We start from the raw sequence: 23223 nt of genomic DNA, 5'->3' as shown, positions 1-23223 counted from the left end.
GAGGGCGTAGCCCGAGCGGGGGTCGCCAACACCCGGATTGTCATTTCTGTCAGGGGTTGGGGCGTGCTTTTCGTGCCTGGCTCTGGGCCAGACGATAGCTCTCGCCATTCATTTCCAGGATGCTGACGTGGTGGGTAAGCCGGTCGAGAAGCGCGCCGGTCAGGCGCTCGGAACCGAACGTTTCGGTCCATTCGTCGAACGGCAGGTTGCTGGTGATCAGCGTCGAGCCACGCTCGTAACGCTGCGAGATCAGTTCGAACAGCAGTTCCGCGCCGGTCTTTGACAGGGGAACGAACCCCAGCTCGTCGATGATGAGGAGCTTGTATCCGGCCATCTGCTTTTGCAGGCGCAGCAGGCGGCGTTCGTCGCGTGCTTCCATCATTTCGCTGACCAGCGCGGACGCGGTGGTAAAACCGACTGTCAGACCCTTCTGGCAGGCCGCGAGGCCCAGGCCGATCGCGACATGGGTCTTGCCGGTTCCTGACGGGCCAAGGGCGATGACGTTCTCGCGCCGGATGATCCATTCGCAGCGCGCCAGTTCGAGCACCTGCATCTTGTTGAGCTTCGGGATGGCGGTAAAATCGAAGCTGTCGAGGCTCTTGGCCGCCGGGAACCGCGCGGCCTTGATCCGGCGCTCGACCATCCGCCGTTCCCGGTCGATCAGTTCCAGTTCGACAAGCCGGGCAAGATAGCGGACATGATCCACGCCCTCTGCCGCGCATTGCCGGGCCAGCTTGTCATGCTCACGCAGGAACGTCGGCAGCTTGAGCGTCTTGAGGTGATTGGTGAGCAGCAGTTCGGGAGCCGGGCTGCTCATGCCGCGTCCTTCGTCTCGCCCGACAACAGCCGCATGTACGAGCGCGCCGATGTCGTCTCCACCCTCGTCCTGGGCAGGTAGGGATAGATCGCCATATCCAGTCTGGGCACCCGGCGTTCAACCCGGCACAATACAAGGTGCTTCACCGCATCGAAGCCGATCGCGCCCATATCAAGGGCCTGCTTCACCGCGGCATGCAGATCGGCAAGCGTGAAGCTTTCCAGCAGGCGCAGCACCTGCACATACTCGCGCCGGCCATGCTTGCCCCCATGACGGTTCAGGCGCGCTTCCATCAGCCGGCGCAGCGTCACAAACGCCTCGGGCAGGTTCCAGCCTTGCAAGGGCGCGGCCTGATCGAGGGCATTGATCTTCTGTTCGATCAGGGGAAGGTAATGGACCGGATCGAAGGTCACGTCTTCGCGGCTATAGCTGCGGGGATGACGGGCAATGACCTCGCCCCGGCAGCCGATCACCACCTCGCCGACATAGCCCCTGATCCATACTTCCTGGTGGCCGAAGCGTACCGGTACCGAGTAATCATTGGTCCGGTAGCGCACCAGCGCCTGCGACGAGACCTGGCCGCTGGTCTGGTCACAGGCCTCGAACGGCGATGCCGGAAGGTCCTGCATCGCCGCCAGATCGCGTTGCAGTCTCTCGCCGATCGTCTCGTTCTCGCCGCGCAGCCGATCGTTCTGCCGTTTGCGGCATTGCTCCTCGAGCCACAGGTTGAACGCCTCCCATGTCGCGAACCGGGGGATCGGGACCATGAAGTTGCGGCGGGCATAGCCGACCAGACCTTCCACGCTGCCCTTGTCGTTCCCCTTGCCAGGGCGGCCGTAACGATCGCGGATCAGGTAGTGCGACAGAAAGGCGCTGAACAGCCTCGCGCGCCGCCGCGTGCTGTCAGGAAGGATCTTAGAGACCAGGCAGCGATCGTTGTCGTAGACGATCGAGAGCGGTACCGCGCCGAAGAACGCGAAGGCATGAACGTGGCCGTCCATCCACGCCTCGGCAACGGCCGCCGGATAGGCCCGCACGTAGCAGGCATCGCTGTGCGGCAGATCGAGCACGAAGAAGTGCGCCTTCTGCTCCACACCGCCGATCTCAACCAGAGCCTCGCCGAAATCAGCCTGTGCGTGGCCGGGGGCGTGCGCCAACGGCACGAACATCTCCCGGCTGCGCTGAACCCGCTCCCGGATGTAATCCTTGATGATCGTGTAACCGCCGGTGAAGCCATGCTCTGCGCGAAGGCGGTCGAACACACGCTTCGCCGTATGGCGCTGCTTGCGCGGAACCGACCGGTCCCCTTCCAGCCAGCCATCGATGATCGGTATGAACGCTTCCAGCTTCGGTCGCCGCACCGGGGCGCTGCGACGGTAACCGGGCGGCACCGAATACGACAGCATCTTGCGAACCGTGTCGCGCGATATGTTGAAATGCTTCGCTGCCTCGCGCTGGCTCATCCCTTCAGAACACGCCAGACGAACCCTCAGGTAAAGTTCCACGGTGTAAATCCCTCATCCCTCCTCGCCAGCTTCGCGAAAAGGGAAAAGTGGACGACTTTTACGCCGCCCGCAGCAGCACTGCGCCGCCGCTACCGTGGCCTAATTTTGCACCGCCGTTCTCATCAGCCCCCGATGACGGTCGCCAAGATTGACGAAGAAGTGTTCGGGACGAGCGGAGTTCTGGAGAACATCGGCAGAGGGATCGACGATCGTTTCGCGATATTCCTCCCAGGTTCTGCGCAGCGGAAGCGCCTCAGCGTCATTCGCCTCCATCATCTGGGCGTCGATATCATTGAAGCGGCGCGCGAACTCGAGGCGCGCCTGATCGACATCGGCGGTGCTGCCGCCGGTTATCTCGTCGAGCAGGCGAACGCGGGCGTCGATCGCATCAGCAAGAGGGGCATGATATTGCCGCTTGTAACGGTACGCGATTGCGAATGCTGTTCCGATCAGCACGATCGCCAGAAATGCCGCCATCGCATCGCCGATGAGGGGGATTTCCGTGAAGAAGTAGATCAGCCCATGGCCAAGCCATTCGGTAATTTCCATGCAGCCCCCAGAAGCCCGTAAAGGTAACGGGCTCCTGCGAACCGGTGCGGAAGCTGGCCAAGCTTGCGAAATGCAACCGGACGGAGAAACCCTGAATGAGCCAGACGGTATCGGACCGCAGAGCTCGCGCCAAGGCAGGTTGCGACAAACCCATGAGAATTTCGTGAATTTCGAAGATCTATTGAAGCGGATTTCTTGTTTTCAGGTAGTACTCCACCTTCTCGATAGTCCTTCTACGCGGCCTGCGACCAGCTCGTAGGTCAAGCACGAAGCGCGGATCGCCAACCGCCCGACGACCGAACCGTGTCGCCGACATGTGCGATTCCTTCAAATGACGCTCAATGCGATCCAGCAATTTCATGGCCTTCCTCGAATCACTCAGCACTTGTGTTCCTGTTTTGTTCTTAGTAGGAAGGTTCCATCGAGTCTAGGAGATTTCCTTCTCTCCTGAGACCGTCAGAAGGAACGACACGATGGAACATGTCAGAGAGGAGCTCGATCGCCTGATCCAGCAGCGACGGCTCGGATATTCCTCGATCTCGCGGATGATCGGACGAAACTCGTCCTACATTCAGCAGTTCATCAAGCGCGGCTCGCCTCGCAAACTGGATGACGATGACCGGCGCACGCTTGCCAGCTTCTTCGGGGTCGACGAGCAAGTGCTTGGCGGACCGCCTGTGCCAATGCGTGACGGGTTAATCGAGATACCCGTGCTCAATGTCGATGCGTCGGCAGGCTTCGGAGCGATTGCCGAAAGCGAGACCGCCCATACCCGCTTTGGTTTCGACGAACGCTGGCTTGGCCGGTTGACCCGGGCAAAGAGCGCCAGCCTTTCGATCATCCACGTCCTGGGCGACTCCATGGAGCCGACACTCAGCGATGGCGACGAAGTGCTGGTCGATGCGTCTGACCAGGGCTCGCGGCTACGCGACGGTATCTACGTCCTGCGCGCCGACGACGCGCTGGTGGTCAAGCGCGTGACACTCAAGCCCGGTGGTCGCAAGATCACCATCAGCAGCGACAATTCGGCCTATCCTAGCTGGGACGATGTCGACCGGTCCGAGATCCAGGTGGTCGGCCGTGTCATCTGGTTCGGACGCGCTGTCTGATCCTACCGGATCAGAACCCCGCAAAACGCGCGCGATGCTTGGCAACGAAGTCCGGACGGGGGTGATCCCGCGGATCGACCGGAAGCCTGATCTTCTGTCCTGAAGGCGGGAAGAGCTTCAACAGGTCGGACGGCACCTTGTTGTGCGATACGAGCAGGCACAGGTTGTCATCGAAGGTGATGAGATGTCGGTCGAACAGCCAATGGGCCGTAGCAGAGAGCGCCACGCCGTTGGGTACAACGTCAGGTCCGCCATCTGCGACAGACCAGATATGGGCCGCCTGTGCCTCCGCTTTCCCGCCACCATTGATGATCCGCAATCCCGTGACGGCGCAGGTGCTGTCATAAGCGTCGAGAACATGATTGCGGAAACTGGCGGCACGGATTTTCTTGTTCACCAGGATCTGCTCGATACGGCGTTCGCCAAAATCATCGGCAAGGAGCGCGGCAGTTGCATCGTCGATGTACCGCTCGTCGAGCTCGAGCCTGATCCGGTTGTCCGGGTCGAGCGTCTCGCTCAGGCCCTGATTGACGATGGCGACGAAATCATCGCCATCGAGCGTGCGCACCGATTTGCCGCGCAGCGTCCTTCCGGCATCGCCCGGACGGGCCATCTCGCGAAGGAAGCGTTCGGCAAAGCGTCCGTCCTTATCGCGGTAGGAGACCGCATCATCGAAGGGTAGATAGTCCCTGACTCGCGCATAGTAATGGGTTGGATCGGCCTCATCGGGATCGATCCGCTCAACGAAAGCAGTCGCGATGTAGGCCATCCGGCCGCCCGATACGCGAGTTTCGCGGTAGAGGATCCAATCGTTCTCGAGCTGGCGTGCTTCGGATAGATACTGTGAGGGGAAATGATACCGCTCGGTGATGAGGTCGTCGTAGCGCGAGTTGCCGCTGATCTCGAAAACACCCTTCACCGGCAACGCTCCGCACTTCTATCGAACACGTATCGTGCCTGGTAACGCTGAAATCGTCCAGGCTGTCGGTGATCAAATGCCGATTTCGAAAGGCTTTACCCTTTCCTTTGTCAGTTCGGGCTTGTCACTTTGAGGCGAAGCGCTGCCAACATCCTTGTCTTGCGAAAGCCCCTTGGCCGCTGCCGCCTTGAGCCTTTTCGTTACTTCAAGTGCCGAAGCTTTCTCGCCGCTGTTGGACTTGATGGCCCGGCCGAGTTTCTCGGCATTATCTGCAATCAGCGTAAGGCCGTCGCGAAGCCGCGTGATCGTGACCAGGAAAGTCTGCCGGTTGGCGAGATTGCGCTCGCGGCTGTCCATCACCGCGATCCCGCGATCAGAGGTCAGTCCCTGCGCCATATGTGCATTGAGGGCATAGGCGAGGTCCATGCGTTTGAGCATGGGGTCGCCGCGGCTCAGGCGGAGCTCCTTGCTCGCTGATGTCTCTACCAAGACGCCCTTTGTGTCGATGGCCACGATCCTCGCCTGGTCGGCGTTGAACAGCCCGCGCTTGTGGTCGCTGTCGGTCCAGCGGATCTTGTCACCCTCGATGATGGACAGCGATTTGCGTTCGAAGAGCGACAGCCGGCTTTCGTCTGCGCCCGGCCGCAAACGCGCGGGATTGAACTTACGAATCCGCCCCTTCCTGTCCTCAAGCACGAGCTGCTTGCGCGCATGGTCGATGGATTTGACGGTGTAGTCGCCTTTGGAGAGTTTCTGGGTGCTGTCGCGCGAGCGAAAGTTGAGGACCATGCCTTGTTGGTAAGTGCGAAGGTATCGCAGCTCCTCGTGTGTCACATTCACCCGCGAATGAACGGTCATCCGGCCCGATCGTGGGCCGAGCTCGCCGTTGGCCCTAAGTCCGCGCTGGACAGCCTCGTTGACCGCAGACCGTAAGGCCCGTCCCGACGCGTAGATCGACGTCCGATCCCGATCCGCCGGGCTGAGCGAAAGCCACTTTTCGGCAGCAACAATCGCACTGTCGCCGCGTGCCTCGATGGTTGAAGGAGCAAGCACCCGGAGCGCATCGTCGATGCGTCCCTCCTGCGCGGCGGCCTGGGCTCGCCGGAGGATGGGATCGCGGCCGCGCAGATTCACATCCATCTTGGCGCGCTCGATCCCGGCCTGTTGGACGAGGTCGAAGGGCTTACCGGCGTCGACGGCGCCTAGCTGTCGCTTGTCGCCGACGAGAACCAGACGATGGACTTCGGCAAGGTTAGCCAGCCGTACCAGCTTGGCCTTGTCCTCGTTCGATACCATCGACGCCTCGTCGAGCACCAGGACATGGTCTCCGAGCGCGCTCCGAACCTCACTCAGCAACGTGGCATTTCCCGGCTCGTGCAGAAGCCTGCCCCAATGCGCGAGAAAGCGGGCGATGGTCATCGAACGGATGCCGGTGTCGCGCTCGAGCATCTGGACGAGCGTGTTCTGCACGGCGAGCCCCAGTACCTGCTTGCCTTCCTCGCGAAGCAGCTGGGCAACAGGCTTCATCACGCTGCTCTTGCCCGCCCCGGCAATGCCCTGGATCGCTACAATCCTGTCACGCGATGAGAGCACAAGGCTCGCCGCATCCTCCTGCCCTTCGTTGAGCGAAATTCCGTGGTTGATCGCAGCAACAGCCTGAACCCGTTCTGCAGCGTCCGTCCGATCCAGGATGGGCGACACCGCACCTCGTCCCTGGTCGACATTCGCAAGAATGGTGCTTTCAAGGTCTAGCGCCTCCCGGCTCGCCAGCCAGCCTCTGTGCTCGCCTTTGCCGGGCTCGAGAGCACCGCTTCTGACGAGTGCGTTCACACGGGTTTCGACGTGGCCCACCGTCGTCGGTAGCCCAAAATCGAGCGCCGCCTTCAGCAATCCCTCACGAGGAAAGGCAGCCTCGCGCTGCGAGAGATGACGCACCGCAGAGGCCACGGCCTGTGCAGCCGCAATGGTCGGCGCATCCTGCTTGAGGACATGGGCAGGGATCAGTGGATCAGCCGGATCGCCCTTAATCCGCTGCGCGAACTCCCTCAGCTTCGCAATCCCGCGCTGAAGGAGGCTTCCTTCTTTCGAGCTGGGAATGTCCTTCGTTGCAGCCCGCATCTGCGACGCATCGATCAAGCCGGCAAGGTCAATTCCGACTTCCTGGGCTTTCTGCCGCCATGCATCGAGAAGGCCGTCCCGGTCCCTGACGGGCGCCTTGCTTTTCCTTGTATCGAGCACGGCGATGTCGCGAGTTTTCGGGGTGTTCTCGCCCAGCTGGCGTACCGCGTCGAGGACTTCTTCGCGCCGCGTTGAAAAGGCCATGACCTGCCCGCGAGCAATGGCCGCTGCTTCGAAATTGCCATGCTTTCCAACCGGCCCTGCTTCGTAGCCCATTTTCTCGACCGCCAGACGAAAGCGCGCCATGGTCATCGAGTTGAGCAGGGTGTTGAACGACCAAAGCTTGTCATTGCGAAGCGCGCGCCACTTCCCGTCGCTGCCTTGCGTGACATTTGCCACGACCGCATGAAAATGCAGGTTCGGCTCCTGGTTGCGGTTGGTGTCGTGCTGGAAAAGACCAATCGTCAGGTTATCTGTCGCGACCTTCCCGTAGCCAGCCTGACTGCCCATCCGGGTCTGCGCCGCGTTATTTTCTGCCCAGCGCAAGGTCTCGATGACGGCCTCGCGATAGGCATCGATTATCCGCTGGTCGCCACCCACCAGCGCAAGCAACGACCAGCTTTTCGGGAGTGAGAATGTGAGGTCGGTTCCCGGCCTGTGGGCTTGGCCCGCATTGCCGACCTGGATACCACCGGGAAGTTCTCCCCGCAGCAAGGCATCGAACCGCTCGGCGCTGACGCGGCCCTCGAGACCAAGTCGTTCCGCTCCCTTCCCGACCCAGGTTCCGGAACGATCGGCATCGGCGCCGGTGTAGTAATTGTCTGCCGCGAAATAGCTCGCAGCAGCCGAAGGGGAGCGCACATTGGCGACTGAAAGCATTTTGCCTGGTCCTCGTCACGGCTCCCCCCGCGGCCGGTAAACCCCTCCCCATTTCGTCTTCACATGTCGGGCTCGAACTCGCCGAAATCCTTTTCGGGAGGATCTGCGACCGCGCCTTCGCGTAGGTCTTTTTCGACCGGTGTGAGAGGCTGGCGCCCGTTTGCAGCCGAACGGGCTTGAGGCTTCGAACCATCCTTTTCACCTGCGTCATCACTGGCGGTTCCTGGTTCGGACAGATGCTGTTCCGCGTCTACTGCTGGTGCATCCTCACCGGTTCTTAATGCGGCGAGAGGTAGCGTTGGACCTGCATCCAGATGAGCATCGGAGCGGGTTTCGGCACCGAGATCACCAGAAGCGCGCCCTGCGTTCAACTTTTCAAGCGGCACAAGCTCCTGCCGATCCTGCAGTTGATCGGCGACGCGGCGCTGCCCCTCCAGGTCGAGTTTGAGCTGCCTTAAATCGACAGGCTTACCAGCACCGTCATCGTTCGAGGCGGGATGCTCGTCATTCGGTTTCGAACCCGGTTTTGCTTGGAGCGTCGTTGCCGCCGGACCCTGGCCAGGCTTTACGAGCCGTTTCTCGCGGGCGATGAATCCCTCGGCAATACGACCACGTGTGCGCGGAATGAGCGAGACCGGCGCAGCGGGGAATCCGTCGGGAAACTTGATGTAGGCTGACAGCCGCGGAAGGTTCATGAACTGGTCGGGCAGGAGCAACGGCTCGATCTGCCGCCGGGGGGTCAGGCTGACTGCGTCGCGCGCATTGTTGTACCCGTAGCTGTAGCCTTCTTCCATGTCGCGCACCTGCCGGTGGCCGATGAAATCGGAGCACCAGGTCGCCGTTTCGCGATCGGCTGTCGCCAGGATGAGCTTGGTGCGCGCAAGCGAGGACAGGGTCATGGCCATGTTCTCACCGTAGACTTCCTTGAGCTTGGCAAACGCATGCACGCCGGTGACGATCGCTCCGCCGAAGTTGCGCGCGGTTTGCAGCCCCTTTTCGAGGGCCGGTAGTCGGTGAAGGGCGCCGAGTTCGTCGATCAGAAACCACATCCGCAGGTCCTGCGTGCGCTCGAGCGTCATCAGCGTATTCATCGCCGTGTCGAGCCACAGCGTGAGCAATTGCGAGGAGATGCTCATGTCGACATAGCGGGCAGAGAGGAACAGGATCGAGCCTGCCTGGCAGTCGCCTTTGACCCAGTCACGGACCGAAAAACGCGGTCCGGATGAGGGCAAGAGCTTGAGCACTTTCGCATTCGCATTGAATACCGCGCGGATCGATTCCGCCATGCGGGCCGCTTCCGGGGCGGTCAGCGGATCGGCCATGGTACCGCGCATCAGCTTGTGAACTTCGGACAGGTCAGCGGTCATCAGCCGCCGTGCCAACGCCTCGTTGGTTCCCGTGCCGGTACGGGCAAGATGGAGACACATCTCGACAAACAGCATGCGCGCCGCAAGCACCCAGAATTGTTCTGAACCACCCCCGTCATGGGGCACGAGCGCTTCAGCGGCAGCATGAAACTCGGCTTCCGTTGTGCAGTCGTTGAACACGCTCCAAAGCGGGCACCGCACATCGACAGGATTGAGAATGATGTCGCGTGCAGGATCGTAGAAGGCCTCAATGAAAGCCCCTGTGAGGTCGAAAATGACCGCGCGCTGGCCGCGTTCACGCGCTTCGGCAACAAGTTCGGTGAGCGCCACGGTCTTACCGGTTCCGGTCGTGCCAATGAGCATGGCGTGGCTCTGCTCGAGCCGCCAGGGCCAGCTTACACCGGCGAGATGTGCGGGTTGGTAGTGGCCCGCTTCGGCGAGCGCCGACGAGCTCGCAAGCCGCCACTTCCAGCCAAACTTGCGTCCCAGTTCCTCGGCCCGGAATGCCTTGTTGTGACGCTCGATTTCTTCTTCGAGTTCGTCGAGCGAAACAAGCATTGCACCGCGCTCGTGCTTGCGCTCCTTCGACCGCCCGCCAAAGCGCTCGGCGAACCACCAGAAGAACACGAATGCCGGGATCAACAGCACCGCCGAGACGAGCAATCCCTGCTTCACTGCCGAACGAAATTCCGCGACCGCCTCGCGCATCGGCGGGAACTCGCGAACGATGCCAAACGGGAGGCCGACCCTTTCGCCGTCAAGCAATTCAAGGTTGACCAGCTTGGCCGGATCGAACTCCATGAAGGCATAGAGACTGGCGTAGATATGCATCCAGACCAGGTAGATCTGGTGATCGCTCAGAGCCGACCGCACTTCCCAGTAACAGGTGCCGACCGCAACAAGGCCGGTGACAATCAGAGGGCCCTTCAGCCCCGCTGCAAACATGAAACCGAAGTGGCCGAGCAGCTGGCTCCCGCGGGTGAAGTTCAGTAGATTATGCTTCATGGGAATGGCCTCCCATGTTCGCGTTGACGAGGAGGCCAAGACGCTCGAGGCGTCGCCGGTACGCCTCGTGAGTACGGTCGCGCAAACTCGCGTCAGAATGGCTGGCCAGAAGCGCATCGAGCGCCACCGAAATGAAGATAGCCTGGCGCGCGGGATCGAGCCCTGCGGGCCGGTCCTTCGCCTCGTTATCGCGCTGCCACGCCGCGACGATGAGGTCGCGGATGAAGATGCTGACACTGACGCCATGGTCCGCGGCACACTGGCGAACCCAGTTACCAACGGAGAGAGATACGAATGTCTGAAGCCGATCTTGTCGGGTCATGAAACAGGTTCCTTGTCGGGCCGACGGAACCTGGCTCACCTTGCGGAAGGTGCCGATGAGAATAAATCGTGAACAACTCGCAGTCAATCGAAAGATTCAGACTATATTTCAGCGTTGTAGAGAGATGCGAGTTGTCTGCGGATCAGCGCAAAGCCGCTCTACTCGCAGACGGGTTGATTTCGCCCAAAGCCGCATTCTTCAGCAATACCAGAGGGATAAATCCCGAAATCGCGGGGTAGGGTGTGCTCCCTCGTTCCCAGGTGCGCGAGGTGGTCCAGGCAATAAGCGGGATTGATCAAGGACGACCTTTCCCGATCTCCATGTTGGAGCGCGAGCAACCAGGCCTGGTACCTCCTCGGATGCAGATCGAGAGCATTTCGACGCCTCCAGCCAAAGAAAGCACCTGCGAAAGAGGCAGCGGCTAAGGGCGCGTGGGAAGCAAGGCAAGCGGGGCATGTCGCGTGCCCAGCTTCCCGCCGCCCGACCCGGTGCCGGTTCGCAAGTGCGCGCGGGGCCCAAGAACCAATTACGCCGCACCCTCAGGAGCGCATCGCAAGATGCGCGGGACAGAGTGCGTCCACAGCCCCGCTCCATTTATCGGGCGCCGCCGCATTGCGGTGGGCGACCGTCAGAGCAACCGACCGAACCGGGTTTTGTGCTTGATTGGACTAGCCGGCGAACGAGAAAAAAGGGCAGGAACCGTTCCCGGTTCCCGCCCTGTCGGTAGTCTCAGAACTCGTCGAGCATGCCGCCGTGGACCGTGTGGACCACCCGCGCTGCGAGATGTGCTGGCAATATGTTGTAGTCACCCTCGTCGAGGGCAAAATACCCGAGCTCGTCATCCTCGATAACGTGCTGATCGAAGAAGCTGTGCAACGCTCTCTTCTCGGCTGTTTCCAGAGCCTCGAAATAGCTCCGGGACGCAACGGCGCAATGCATCGAATAAGCCATGATAATCCTCCTGATTTCTGTCGTGAGACGACAGGAGGTGCGCGCGATGGTCTTGTGCATCCCGGGTCAGGGATCGCCCGAATGGGCGACCGCGATAGCGGCGGTGGGGGTAACGATTTTGTTCGCTGCCGGATGCAATCCGGTGGCGAACAAAATGGTGGGGCCCCGCCGTCCTTGAGGCGGGAGGCGCAAGGCCATCATGCTTGGAGAACCGTGAGCCAGGACCCACCACCTCCGCCCCAATATCGAACGCCTGCTGCATGCGAATTGCCTTTCCTACACCCCGATGACGCAGGCATGGAGACAACCAGGGAGCAAATCCGAGGGGGACAAAAGGACAGGTAACATGCCCCGAAACAGGAGCGCGATTGCAGCCCTGCAAAAGCTCGAAGCAGACCGCGAGGCGCTCGACGCCAAACAACGCGAGCTCGAAGTGCAAGCGGCGAGAGAACTCGGCGAAATCATCCTGGGAAGCGGCCTTGAAAGCTTCTCGAAGAAGGGCCTGAGGAAGGTTGCCGAAGAACTCGGGAAACTCGGCGAGGATGCCGCGATCGAGAAACTGACGGGGCGCGGTTCAACCCGTGCCTCGAATGCAGAGCCGGGAACCCAGTAAGCACAGAAGAAGAGGCCCTGCCGCTTGCGGCAGAGCCTCTTCGTAGGGGGCACGGCCGGGATCGATGTCAGTCGATATCGGGAGCGTCGGTGTTGTCGTTGTCGTCGCCGGTGTCGTCTCCTTGGCCGTTACCGCGGGAGAGGAAGTCGATCTTGTCGGCGAGGATCTCGGTGCCGTAACGCGTGACCCCGTCCTTGTCCTCCCACTGGGTGTAGTGGATGCGGCCCTGGACGCTGACCAGCTGGCCCTTGGAGCAATACTGGCCGACGGTCTTGGCGAGGCCGTTGAAGCAGGTCACCCGGTGGAACTCGCTTTCCTTGGCGGTGTAGCCGTTCTCGTCCTTGTAGGTCTTGCCATCCTTGTCGCGTGCGGGGCGATCGGTGACGACGGTAATCCCGGTGACATTGGTGCCGCCCTTGGTCTCGCGGGTGTCGGGATCGCGAGCGATGCGGCCGGTGAGGATTGCGATATTGGTCATGGTGTAAGTCCTTCGGTTCCTCAAACCGGAGACCATCTCCGGCTTGCGAACTTGCCTAAGAAGCAGGGCATGGGAGGACTGCACCGCAGGAGCGAAGCTCCAAGGGAAACCTGTTCATGACGGGTGGTGCGGGCAGGCGCGCGAAGCGCGACCACACGGCCGGAAAGGAACGGGTTGCTGTCCTCAGCTGACCTGGTTCAGGACTGTTCGCGAAGAAAGCCGGATGGGTGTCGGGTGTGGGTCTGAAGGTGCCAAGACCCTGATGCAATCAGCCTGCCCCATCACCCTCCGATGCTGCCAGGAGATCCATGAAGTTGCGGGCTGCTTCCCGATCCTCCTCGTTCTCGAACGCCACATCGAGATCGGGGGCGGACCCGAACATGTGCAGGAACGACCACAGCGCAAAGCGCTTGCCCCGGTCCTCCTCAAGGCCGAGATCGACCCGGCAATACTCGATGCCGGCTGCAAAGGTGTCGGGAGAAACCCCGGAGAGGTCGGTTGTGGCAAAGTAGCGCTGCAGCAGATCGTCAAGTTGCATGACCGGTCCATAGTCGGGTCGGCGCCGAATGCACATCCAGGCAATTCAGATGCAGATGATGAAGGGCCCCTCAGGACCCGGGAGAAGTGCCCAAGAGGCCGCGACGATCGACCACGGTGATCCGGCGCGTCTTGGCATCGATCACCAGTCGTTCGGTGACGCCATTGCCCGGAAAGGCGACGACATAACGCGGATTGAGTGAGAGCATCTGCTCGTTGCGCTTGAACCCGGCGCGGGCACCAAGCCGACGATCAAGCGAGTAGGTCAGTTGCTGCACTTCGCGACGTTCAGCCCAACTCGCTGCCAGGCGATCAGCTCCCTTGCCGTCGCCGCCATGGACCAGAAAGAGATCGGGAACCACATCGCGAACCTTGTCCAGCGTCGCCCAGATGTTGTCCGCATAGGTGCGCGCGTCCTCGGCGCTCTCGAAGCTCTGGCGACCACCGGCGAAGACGATTGGAGTTCCCTCCGGGATGAGGGCATGACGCCGGTTCTCGGCGCGTGCGCGGAGGAAATCGCGGGCATCAATCACAGCCGAGGTAAGGTGGCGCGAATGGCTCGTGCGCGAGCCAGAAACAGGCTTCCACGAAGACCCGGTCTCGTCGCGGTAGAGTGCTGCCGCCGCCTCGCGCATCTGCTCAAAGGCCAGCATGCTGGCTTCGGCAGCCTGCGCGCGCTCGATCTGTTCTTCCAGATTGCTCGAATGTACCTCGGATCCATCGGCGGATGCGAGGAGGGCCCGGATCTCGTCGCCGGCCCGATCAAGCTGAGCTGACTTGCGGCTTGCAGCGCGGTGGAAGAGATTGACCACGCCCCAGGCTATGTCCTCGGCATCAGCCTCCAGGGCCGTGTCGGAATACATCGCGAAAAGGTCGGACCAGACGGCGCCAAGCGTCTGGTCGATTGCATCCTCGCAGGGAAAGTCGGTTGAGTTGAATGGGGCTGGCCTGATGCTGAGGCCTGAGAGATCGAGACCGTTCAATTGGTCGATGAAGCTGTCGTACATGGGGTGTCTCCTGATCGCTGGGACAAGGAGAGGAGGCACCATTGCCTCGGCCTTGTCCGCCGGAGCCCGATCAGGGCCGGGACAAGGGGCGTGCCGCACCGCGTAGCGGGAAACCTGCGGCCCTAGGCTGGCGCGGGCAACACGGGCCGACGGGCCGCAGGTTGCGGCACGCCCCGACCGGCCCAAGGGCCTCTGCCGGCGGTCAGGGATGAGGCAGGATCAGCACCCGGTGTCGCAGGCGGATCGGGAGCGCTCGAAGATCGCTTCACCATTCGAGAAGCGACCGACCATGCGCAGCTCGCCGAACAGGTCGATGAACGTTCCTGACACCTGGGCGAGCCAGTGCCGTGCCCTTGCCGTTCGTGGGATGTAGAAATCCGCCTCCCAGTATCGGGCATCGTCGCGTTCGGCGAGCCAGATCGCGGCGAGCCCGCAATAGGTCGATATGCCGCAATCAGCGAAGGCATTTCGAAGGAGGATGCGGTCCTCGCGGCCGCGCCATCCTTCGATGCGTTCAAAGGAAGGAAAGGCCGCCTTCGTGGTATCGATGACCTCTTCGACGAGGCATTCGTAGGCCCAGTCAATATCTTCGTCTTCGCTCTCATCAAGCAGGCGAAACGCCACCGTGGAGCCGGTCGGATAGCTGACGGAACGTCCCATCTCACTGCTCCTCAGGCTGCATCAGCGAGATCGATGTCGGCCTCGCTTTCGCTTGATTGGTATCCGCCCAGTCCGAGCAGCAGGCTGGCCGCTTCTTCGGCCTTGGCCGCGGCGGTGAGGATCGCGCGCTCGTCCGATTTGAGGATCTTGAGCCAGGACGCGATGTAGCTGGCGTGATGGTCGAGGTGGGTGACCGGAAGCCCCAGTTCAGCGCCGAGAATAGCCGAGGACAGTTCGGCGATCAACTCCTCGGCAGCATAGGCCTCGCTGCCGAAGCGGTTCTTGAGATCGCGGTCGAGCCGCGAGGAATGCCCCGTCCAGTGCGACAGCTCGTGCGCGAGTGTCGCGTAGTAGTGGTCGTAGGCTTCGAAGAGTTCGGCTGGCGGCATGGTGACGCGGTCGGGCAGCGGTTCGTAATAGGCCTGCGCACCATGATGGCGCAGGTTGGCGCCCACTTGGGCAAAGAAGACATCAAGCCGCTCTTCGCGCCCTTCGGGCTCCAGCGCGGCAACCAGCGGCTTGGGATGATAGAACTCGGGGAGGCCATCGCACTGGTCGGCGTTGAACACGGCATAGGCCTTGAGCACGCGCCGGTTCTCGGTCTCGGCCTCGCCTTCGGCGTTCTCGACCTCCTTGGTGTAGCTCTTGTAGAAGATCGCGATGGTCGATTTCTCACCCTTGCGGACCTGTCCGCCGAGCTGCTGACACTGACGGTACGTCATCCAGTAGGGCGAGGCGTAGCCACAGCCATCGGCCACCATCCACAACCAGAAGGTGTTCATGCCGCGATAGGGCGTCCCGCAAGAGCGCAACGGCCGCGAGACGGGCACACCGCGCCATGGCTTGACCCAGGGCTTTGTGCCGTGCTCGAGTTTCTCGATAATTGCGGCGGTAATTCGCTGGGCTGGCGATGTCGAAGCAATGCGGCGGGACTTGGTCATGGGAGTTCTCCTGATGACCGGGGCGAAAATGTCCCGGCTCAGGAAGAGCAAAGCTCCCTCTCCTCTCGTTCAATGATGACCGTTATGCGCCTTAAAGTGCGACATTCGGTCGCTAAATCGCGCGGTTCAGAAGCAGCCGACAACGAAAGCTGTGAGTGTCTGCTGTGGGTAAGTGGTCGTCCCGTTGAGGCAGGTCTGCGCCCAGTCGCAGCAGAACGATCATACTCGCCCGTTCTCCTGAACCCGCGGCGAGCTCAAGAGACGCCACCATCAGCGATCCCATCGATAACACGGCAATCGGCCATTCGGCCCCCCTCGCAGGTGGTCGCGACTTGCTGCAGCTCCTCCCGCAGTCGGAGGAGCCTTGCAATCCGCGCGTCGACGTCGGCGAGGTGGTTTCGAGCGATCGCAGCAGCGGCGCCGCAGTCCCTCTCCGGTTGCTCGGATAGTGAGATCAGGGACCGCAGCTCGTCGGTCGAGAAGCCGAGCTCCCGCCCATTGCGAATGAAGCCGAGCCGCCGGACATCGTCTTCATCATAGGTGCGGCGGCCAGAATCGGTCCGGGTTGCCCGAGGCATCAGCGCAATCTCTTCGTAGAAACGGATCGTGTTGATCTTGGTCCCCGTCCGCCGTGCCAGGTCCCCAATCATCAGCCTCGCCATCGCCTCGCCCTTGATCCTCCAGTGACTGGAGGTTCTATAGGCTCCCGCATGAGTGATTCGAACCAGGAATCCGGCTGCGGCTGTCATGGCGACACGCAGAAAGCAGCGAAAGATCCGGCCTATCGCCGGGCGCTATGGATCGTCGTCATCCTCAATGTGGGCTTCGGCCTGATCGAGCTGGTCGGCGGCTTCCTCGCCGACAGTCAGGCGCTGAAGGCAGATTCCCTCGACTTCCTCGGCGACGGCTCGATCACCTTCGTCGGTCTGCTCGCGCTCTCGTGGGCTGAAAGGACCCGGGCCAAGGTCGCGCTCACCCAGGGCATCTTCCTGGCGCTACTCGGCGTGTGGGTGCTTGGCATGGCCGTGTGGCGGGCGATGAACGCGGTGCCGCCGGAAGCCGAACTGATGGGGGGCATCGGCATCGCGGCTCTGGCCGTGAACGTCACAGCGGCGCTGGTCCTCGCGAAGTTTCGTGAAGGCGGCGACGCACAGGCGCGGGCGATCTGGCTGTTCTCGCGCAATGACGCGATCAACAACGTGGCCGTGATCATCGCGGCCGGGCTGGTGTTCTGGCTCGAAAGCGCCTGGCCGGACCTCCTCGTTGCGGCCGCGATCGCGGTCGTGTTCCTCCATTCGGCCTGGGAGATCATCGGCGATGCTCGCAAGGAGCTGAGCGAGCCGCGATGAAGCCGGCGAGCTTCCTGCGCCAGGCGTTCCTGATGGTTCTGCTTGCGTTTGCCGCAGTCTCGCCGGCCCATGCACAGACCGCCCCTGCGCAAACCATCTGGCGGCTGCTCGACTACATCGCGGTCGATTACTCCGGAGCCGTTGCGCAGGGCCGTGTCATCAACGAGGCCGAGTATGTCGAGATGGTCGAGTTCTCGGCCAGTGTGCGGCAGCGGCTGGCGCAACTCCCGCCCACGACAGCACGTGCGTCGCTCGTCAGCGAGGCCGAGACACTACAGGACATCATCGCCGCCAAAGCGCCTCCACTTCAGGTGGCCATCTCGGCACGCGCGCTCGGGCGCGATCTCCTCGCAGCTTATCCGGTGCCCCTTGCCCCTCCCGGGGCGCCAGATCTCGCCCGGGGCGCGGCCCTTTATGCGGAGCACTGCTCGAGTTGCCATGGTGCAAGCGGGAACGGCCGCGGGCTGGAGTCGGCAGGCATGGACCCGCCGCCGATCGACTTTACAGATCGGGCGCGGGCGCGAGAGCGGAGCGTGTTCGCGCTCTACCAGGTGATCGAACAGGGGCTTGAGGGCACCGCCATGGAGTCCTTTGCCCATCTTCCGGTGGAGGACCGCTGGGCTTTGGCCTTCCACGTGGGGCGGTATGCCTACCCCGAGCAACTCGCCGCCCGTGGCCAGCAGGTCTGGGCCAACCCTCGGGCGCAAGCGGCCGTGCCTGACATGCGAGCGCTCGTCAGCCTCACAACAGCGCAACTCGAGCAAAGCCTCGGTTCGGCTGAGGGCACTGCCCTCACGGCATTCCTTCGCGGAAAGCCGCAAGTCCTTGGCAGCGGCGCGGAACGCTCACTCGGTATTGCGCGGGACCGGCTGCAAGAGACCTTGGCTGCATACGAAGTGGGTCATTTCTCCAGCGCCGAGGATCTCGCCCTCGCCGCGTATCTCGACGGCTTCGAGCCGGTGGAGCCGATCCTGACCGCGCGCAACGGGGCACTGATGCGCTCGATCGAAGCCGCAATGGCCGAGCTGCGCTCGAGGATCGACGATCAGCAGCCGGTGAGCAATGTGCGTCAGCAGGTGGACGAAGTCCTGCGGCTGCTAGACGACGCCGAGACGGAAATGGCGCCGGAAAACGCCAGTTCGGCGTCGTCCTTCATCGGGGCCTTCACGGTTTTGCTTCGCGAAGGTCTCGAGGCCTTGCTCATCGTCATCGCCATGATGGCCTTCCTCAGGAAGGCCGAGCGGCAGGACGCCATGCGCTACGTTCATGGCGGGTGGATCGCTGCTCTCTTGGCGGGCGCCGCCACCTGGCTCGCAGCGACCTACCTGATCAGCATCAGCGGGGCGAGCCGGGAGCTCACGGAAGGGTTCGGCTCCCTGTTCGCGGCCATTGTCCTCCTCTCGGTGGGCATCTGGATGCACGGCAAGGCACAGGCGGGTGCATGGCAGCGCTACATTGCCGAACGCATGAGCGCCGCCCTATCCCAGCGGTCATTGTGGTTCCTGTTCGGCCTGACGTTCGTCGTGGTCTATCGCGAGGTGTTTGAGACCATCCTCTTCTACACCGCGCTCTGGACAGACGGAAACGGCGGCGCCGTTGCCGGCGGCGCGGTGGCGGCGACCGTTCTTCTGGCCATCATTGCGGTCGCCATGCTGCGCTACAGCCGGCAGCTGCCGATCTCGACGTTCTTCACCTACAGCTCGATCCTCATTGCGATCCTCGCCGTGGTGCTCGCCGGGAAGGGCATCGGGGGACTGCAGGAAGGCGGGATCATCGATGTCACCCCGTTCCTCGCCGTTCCACACGTCGACATGCTTGGCCTGATCCCGACGAGGGAAACGGTGATTGCGCAAATACTCACGGCCGCCGCCCTTGCAGCCGGGTTCTGGCTGAATTGGCGGGCAGCGCAGACAGCGAGGGCAGCCTAGCATGTGCCGCTTGAGGTAGAGGAGGCAAAACGCGGGCTGGAATGCCGGAAACTGACAACGTCCTCGCTAATGATGAGGCGAGCGCGATGTTAGCGGGACGCGAAGCGGACCGTCGGCTATCGCCTGGAGTCGCTCCATTTCAGACTGGCAGCTAACGGCCCATGATTTGTCATCGAGTGCAGGCGTGCTGACGGTCGAACTCGGGAAGTCAATATCGTATTGATGACGCCCGAAAATTAGCGTGGAAAGCCGACGTCGCTGGACCTTAAATAGCCTTTCAGTGCAGCGGACAACATGGCCGCAACGCAACCCCCACGTGGGATAAGCTACGCCAGATTTTCTCCGCTTGGACAATTGGGCGCGATCACCCAAGCAAGTTAGCTGTGGAACAGAAGCTGCAGCGTGCCCATATGCTAAGCCATGTTAAAGACCCTTCGTATCGCACGCCGGGACCGGAAGCGCCTGGAGGAAATATTCAGCGTCACTTCCCGCTATGGACTCGGCCTTCTGCTGGCGCGGATAGGACTGGACCGGACGGGCAGCGACGATGCCGGCGACGGGTCGTCACATAGCCTGCCTCGGCGCACCCGCCTTGCCATGGAAGAGCTTGGGCCAACCTTCGTGAAGCTCGGCCAGATCCTGGCGACACGCGCCGATCTTCTATCTCCGGAATGGATCGCCGAACTCGAGCAATTGCATAGCAAGGCGCCGACGCTTCCCTTCGAGGAGTTGCGACCGATTGTCGAGGAGGCGCTTGGTGAGGCGCCCGAATGCACCTTTGCGGAATTCGATACAGAACCGCTGGCGGCGGCCTCCATGGCGCAGGTCCATCGTGCGACGCTGCACGACGGGCGCGCGGTGGTGATCAAAATCCGCCGGCCCGGCATTCGTCCGAGGGTGGAGGCTGATATCCGGCTCCTTGCGCATATTGCGACCCTTGCGGAACGCGGCAGCACCGAAGCCAAGCGCTTCGGACCGAGCCGGATGATGCGGCAGCTTGCGGACGCGATGGTCGAGGAACTCGACTTCACGAATGAAGCGCGCAATGCTGATCGTCTGCGGACGGATTTCGCGAACGAGCCGAGCGTCGTTGTGCCCGAAATCCACTGGGAATGGACGTCCGAGACGTTGCTCGTCATGGATTACATAAACGGTGTGCCGCCGAGCAATGCGCAGGCTCTGGTCGCTGCAGGGCTCGATCCGACCAGAGTAGCAGCGCTGGGCGCCGACATGGTGCTCGACATGATATTGGTGAACGGCCGGTTCCACGGCGATCCGCACCCGGGGAACCTTCTCTGCCTGCCGGGCAACCATATAGCTCTGCTGGACCTGGGCATGGTTGGTTATGTATCTCCGCGCAGGAGAGAGGAATTCGTCAGCTTCGTGCAGGCGCTCAGCACTGGCAGCCCCGCGCAGCTCGCCGACGTGCTGACGCGGTGGTCAGTGGGCGACGACGTTCCGGCCGACCGCGTGCTCTCCGCATCCGAACGGCTGATCGCGCGCCATGGCAGCGGTCGATTGGTTCTGGGCGCCATGGTAACCGACTTTCTGGGGCTGATGCGCGACGAGCGCATGACGTTACCACCCGATCTTCTCCTGATCTTCAAGGCGCTGATCACGATGGACGGCGTGTTGTCGAAAATTGAACCGGATTTCGACCTGACGCATGCCATGCGACGCTCTTCGTTTCGAATCGCGCAAGCGCGGTTGTCGCCCGAGCACTGGGCTCCCGTTCTACAGGGCGTCGCCTGGGAATTGCTCAAGATCGGAGATGATGCGCCGCGCCTGATCCGGACAGCGATCCGCCGGTTGGAGCAAGACAGAACGCCGCCGGCTTCATCGCCTTCGGATCGCAGCCGCGCGAGTGCCGACATTCGCTGGGTTGCAGCTGCAATCGTCTCAGGCGCCGTGATCATGGCGATAGCGCCCTGGTTTTATTAAGCCGTGGTCGGCGAGCCCGTCGAATTTCGGTTGGGTCATTAGCTGAATGGCAGCCTTGTGCGCTCACGCCGCTAACATCGGACAGTCGGCTTGCGGCCCACAATTTGACACGGAAAAGGCGGCCCGTCCCGATTGGGACGGACCGCCCGCCGAGTGATCTGGACCTGTCAGGAGGGGTCAGGCAGCCTGCTCGGCAATTTCGCCAGTTGCTTCGGCGTTGACCGCCTCGTCGCCTCCGTGATCCGCCAGTTCGGCTCCTTCAGAACCGGCGAAACGCATGATCGGCGGAACCCAAGCCTGCGCCCGTTCCTTGACCTCGGGCTCGCCAATGAAGTTGCCCGAGAAGATGCGTTCGGCAGCGCTCGAAAGCTCAGCCTTCTTCGAAGCAGCGTACCGACTGACCAGTTCGGGACCTCCGGCGGCATCGAGCGCCTCGAGCGTGCGGGCCTTAGCCACTCGGTCGAAGTAGTTCGCCGCCGTTGGCCGCCACCAATGCGCCGTCTCGATCTCGAGCAGCGACCCGAGGATCTCGTGCAGTGGCACCGAACGCTCGCGTTCGCAGGCAAGACTGGCAATGAGTGTGCGCGAGACGACATGACCAAGCCAGGCCGAGCGCGCCTCGTCGGAAAGCGCCTGGAAGTTGGCGAACCGCTCGACCTCGCTTGTCCCAGCACGCCAGCTTTCATCGAGCGACCCGGCAAACTCGGCCAAGGCAGCGCTCGCCGGTGCATCCTTGGCCTCGAACCCGGCGGCGGGGCCGGTCGCGACAGAGCCGACAAGCGTAGACGCTTTCTTCGCGCGCCAATCGTGCCCATCGGCATCGGCAAGCGTGAAGACCATAAAGTCGAGCGCCAGTGCCGGATCGTTGGCGAGATGGATCGCCAGGATATCGCGGCGTTGCATCGCGAGCTCGTCGAGTAGGCGCTGCGACAATGAGCTTCCCTTGGGCTTCGCCGCACCACTCTCTTCAATGGGTTCGACCACGCCTTCGTCGGTGATGACCTCGGTCTGGGTGTAGTACTGCGGGACCAGTGTTGGCTCGCCATTGCGCGAGAGGACGAGGAAGGCACCTGCCCCCGATTTCAGCTCGTCGGCAAGCACGGGGGGACGATCATTGAGCGCGCGCATGGCGCGGTCGATCACCACCAGTTCCTTCTCGGCCTTAGCGACCTCATCTTCGTCGCTGTCTTCATCTTCTAGCACAGCGGCGACGCGGTCATAGTCGGCCTCGAGCTCGCCGAGCTCCTGCACTTCCTGTTCGGTCATTGGTGCAGGCTCGCAGGGCAGACGGCTCAGACCTTCGACAAGGTCATGGCTGACATAGGTGCCAAGCGTCGCGCGCACCCAGGCAAGGCCATATTCAAGCGCGACCTTTTCTGCGGATTCTTCCATGGTCTTGTGCGCGAGGTCTTCGAGCAGCGCGACATCGATCCAGCTCTCGCTGGCATCGTCGTCGAACAGTTCGCGCTCGATCCGGCCACCTGCGTCGAGATAGGTATCGCGTCCGACGAGCACAGCTCGCGGATCGGAACCACGCACCGTGGCATCAAGCACCATGCGGCGGATCGTGTCGGGCGTGATCTGGTACCAGGCGTCCTGCAGCTCGGCATAGACATGCGCCTGGCGCTCGACGTCCGAAATCGCGCCATAGGCCTTGGCCATGTCGAGCGTGATCGTGCCTTCGGCGAGCGCTTCGAAGACACAGGGTGCAAGACTTGCCAAACGCAGGCGCCCTTCGACGAAACGGACGGTGAGGCCGAAGCGGCGTGCCACGTCTTCGGCGGTAGCGCCTGCCTCGATGATCGCCGCGAAAGCCTGCGCCTCGTCGGCCGGGTTCATCGCGAGACGCTGGAAGTTCTCGGCAAGGCTGGCTTCGCGCACTTCGCTTTCCTCGCCTTCGATGACGAGGCAGGTAACCTCTTGGTTCTCCGGCAAGGTGCCCTCTTCGGCCAGCGCCTGCAGCGCGGCGAGGCGGCGACCGCCGGCCTCGACCTCGAACTTGCCGCGCTTTCCTTTGCGCACGACGAGGTTCTGCAGCAGACCGCGCGCAGCAATGTCTGCCCGCAGCTGGAGGTCGGCCAGCACGTCGTTCGACTTGCGAACGTTGCGCGGGCTCGGGACGAGCTTCTTCAAGGGAATCGACTGGATCATGGGTGTTCTCCTGATGGAAGGAAGGCGCAGGTGAGGATCACGAGGCCCACAAGCCCAAAGGGCTCCCTCCACTCTCA

Annotated in this window: 20 protein-coding genes; 5 read left to right on the top strand and 15 right to left on the bottom strand. The window is 62.2% G+C overall.

All coding sequences use genetic code 11. From position 1 onward, the window contains the following. Positions 1-49: 49 nt before the first annotated feature. The 3 genes from istB to A9D15_RS11225 all read right to left on the bottom strand — a co-directional run bounded on the left by istB (position 50) and on the right by A9D15_RS11225 (position 2871). Entirely contained in the window at positions 50-817 is a 768-nt protein-coding gene (istB, locus tag A9D15_RS11235; RefSeq protein WP_066761576.1) for an IS21-like element helper ATPase IstB, read from the bottom strand. Then, positions 814-2322 carry an IS21 family transposase gene (gene istA, locus A9D15_RS11230; RefSeq protein WP_082924210.1) on the bottom strand — a complete coding sequence of 503 codons (1509 nt, stop codon included), beginning with the start codon at positions 2320-2322 and terminating at the stop codon, positions 814-816. Before istA ends, istB begins: the two co-directional genes overlap by 4 nt. Before the next feature lie 99 nt (positions 2323-2421). Beyond that, positions 2422-2871 carry a hypothetical protein gene (locus A9D15_RS11225; protein ID WP_066765001.1) on the bottom strand — a complete coding sequence of 150 codons (450 nt, stop codon included), beginning with the start codon at positions 2869-2871 and terminating at the stop codon, positions 2422-2424. A gap of 473 nt (positions 2872-3344) precedes the next feature. Between A9D15_RS11225 and A9D15_RS11220 the strand changes: the two genes are divergently transcribed. Further along, positions 3345-3980, top strand: coding sequence for a S24 family peptidase (locus tag A9D15_RS11220; protein ID WP_066765000.1), 636 nt, complete (start codon positions 3345-3347; stop codon positions 3978-3980). A 10-nt stretch (positions 3981-3990) separates the two neighbouring features. Here A9D15_RS11220 and A9D15_RS11215 read toward each other — a convergent pair whose 3' ends face one another. The 5 genes from A9D15_RS11215 to A9D15_RS11195 all read right to left on the bottom strand — a co-directional run bounded on the left by A9D15_RS11215 (position 3991) and on the right by A9D15_RS11195 (position 11541). Continuing rightward, on the bottom strand, positions 3991-4899 hold the full coding sequence (locus A9D15_RS11215) for an HNH endonuclease (protein WP_066764999.1): 909 nt from the start codon (positions 4897-4899) through the stop codon (positions 3991-3993). 72 nt (positions 4900-4971) lie between these two features. Then, a complete protein-coding gene (mobF, locus tag A9D15_RS11210; protein WP_066764998.1) occupies positions 4972-7896 on the bottom strand; it encodes a MobF family relaxase in 2925 nt (974 codons plus the stop codon). Positions 7897-7955: 59 nt separating this feature from the next. Further along, on the bottom strand, positions 7956-10268 hold the full coding sequence (locus A9D15_RS11205) for a type IV secretion system DNA-binding domain-containing protein (protein WP_066764996.1): 2313 nt from the start codon (positions 10266-10268) through the stop codon (positions 7956-7958). Beyond that, a complete protein-coding gene (locus A9D15_RS16275; RefSeq protein WP_082924436.1) occupies positions 10258-10590 on the bottom strand; it encodes a hypothetical protein in 333 nt (110 codons plus the stop codon). Before A9D15_RS16275 ends, A9D15_RS11205 begins: the two co-directional genes overlap by 11 nt. 729 nt (positions 10591-11319) lie before the next feature. After that, entirely contained in the window at positions 11320-11541 is a 222-nt protein-coding gene (locus A9D15_RS11195) for a hypothetical protein (protein ID WP_034921513.1), read from the bottom strand. A 286-nt stretch (positions 11542-11827) separates the two neighbouring features. On the opposite strand from A9D15_RS11195, the gene A9D15_RS11190 reads away from it, so the two are divergent. Further along, positions 11828-12154: a DUF6437 family protein gene (locus A9D15_RS11190; protein WP_244881976.1), complete on the top strand. Its 327-nt coding sequence runs from the start codon at positions 11828-11830 to the stop codon at positions 12152-12154. Between the two features lie 67 nt (positions 12155-12221). Here the strand turns inward: A9D15_RS11190 and A9D15_RS11185 are convergent, their stop codons facing one another. The 6 genes from A9D15_RS11185 to A9D15_RS11160 form a co-directional block, all read right to left on the bottom strand. Next, positions 12222-12632 (bottom strand): single-stranded DNA-binding protein, encoded by a 411-nt coding sequence (locus tag A9D15_RS11185; RefSeq protein ID WP_066764988.1) that lies wholly within the window; start codon positions 12630-12632, stop codon positions 12222-12224. A gap of 268 nt (positions 12633-12900) precedes the next feature. After that, the gene (locus tag A9D15_RS11180; RefSeq protein WP_066764986.1) at positions 12901-13170 is read right to left on the bottom strand and encodes a hypothetical protein; all 270 of its coding nucleotides are present in this window, start codon (positions 13168-13170) and stop codon (positions 12901-12903) included. A gap of 70 nt (positions 13171-13240) precedes the next feature. Next, positions 13241-14176, bottom strand: coding sequence for a DUF2493 domain-containing protein (locus A9D15_RS11175; RefSeq protein ID WP_066764981.1), 936 nt, complete (start codon positions 14174-14176; stop codon positions 13241-13243). A gap of 219 nt (positions 14177-14395) precedes the next feature. Further along, positions 14396-14836: a hypothetical protein gene (locus A9D15_RS11170; RefSeq protein WP_066764980.1), complete on the bottom strand. Its 441-nt coding sequence runs from the start codon at positions 14834-14836 to the stop codon at positions 14396-14398. Positions 14837-14847: 11 nt separating this feature from the next. After that, positions 14848-15777 carry an ArdC family protein gene (locus A9D15_RS11165; protein ID WP_066764979.1) on the bottom strand — a complete coding sequence of 310 codons (930 nt, stop codon included), beginning with the start codon at positions 15775-15777 and terminating at the stop codon, positions 14848-14850. A 254-nt stretch (positions 15778-16031) separates the two neighbouring features. Then, positions 16032-16439, bottom strand: a complete 408-nt coding sequence (locus A9D15_RS11160; protein WP_066764977.1) for a MerR family transcriptional regulator — start codon at positions 16437-16439, stop codon at positions 16032-16034. A 48-nt stretch (positions 16440-16487) separates the two neighbouring features. On the opposite strand from A9D15_RS11160, the gene A9D15_RS11155 reads away from it, so the two are divergent. From A9D15_RS11155 to A9D15_RS11145, 3 genes are all read left to right on the top strand, one after another. Continuing rightward, positions 16488-17126 (top strand): cation efflux transmembrane domain-containing protein, encoded by a 639-nt coding sequence (locus A9D15_RS11155; protein WP_066764976.1) that lies wholly within the window; start codon positions 16488-16490, stop codon positions 17124-17126. Next, positions 17123-19054 (top strand): cytochrome c/FTR1 family iron permease, encoded by a 1932-nt coding sequence (locus tag A9D15_RS11150; RefSeq protein WP_066764973.1) that lies wholly within the window; start codon positions 17123-17125, stop codon positions 19052-19054. The genes A9D15_RS11155 and A9D15_RS11150 overlap by 4 nt, the downstream gene beginning before the upstream one ends. A gap of 420 nt (positions 19055-19474) precedes the next feature. Continuing rightward, positions 19475-20995 (top strand): ABC1 kinase family protein, encoded by a 1521-nt coding sequence (locus tag A9D15_RS11145; protein ID WP_066764971.1) that lies wholly within the window; start codon positions 19475-19477, stop codon positions 20993-20995. Positions 20996-21172: 177 nt separating this feature from the next. Here A9D15_RS11145 and A9D15_RS11140 read toward each other — a convergent pair whose 3' ends face one another. After that, a complete protein-coding gene (locus tag A9D15_RS11140; protein ID WP_066764970.1) occupies positions 21173-23146 on the bottom strand; it encodes a ParB/RepB/Spo0J family partition protein in 1974 nt (657 codons plus the stop codon). Positions 23147-23223 lie beyond the last annotated feature (77 nt).

It is taken from the genome of Croceicoccus pelagius, assembly GCF_001661915.1.
GTDB lineage: Bacteria > Pseudomonadota > Alphaproteobacteria > Sphingomonadales > Sphingomonadaceae > Croceicoccus > Croceicoccus pelagius.
Note: the sequence above shows the minus strand (reverse complement) of the source record. Positions and strands in the feature narration are given on the sequence as shown.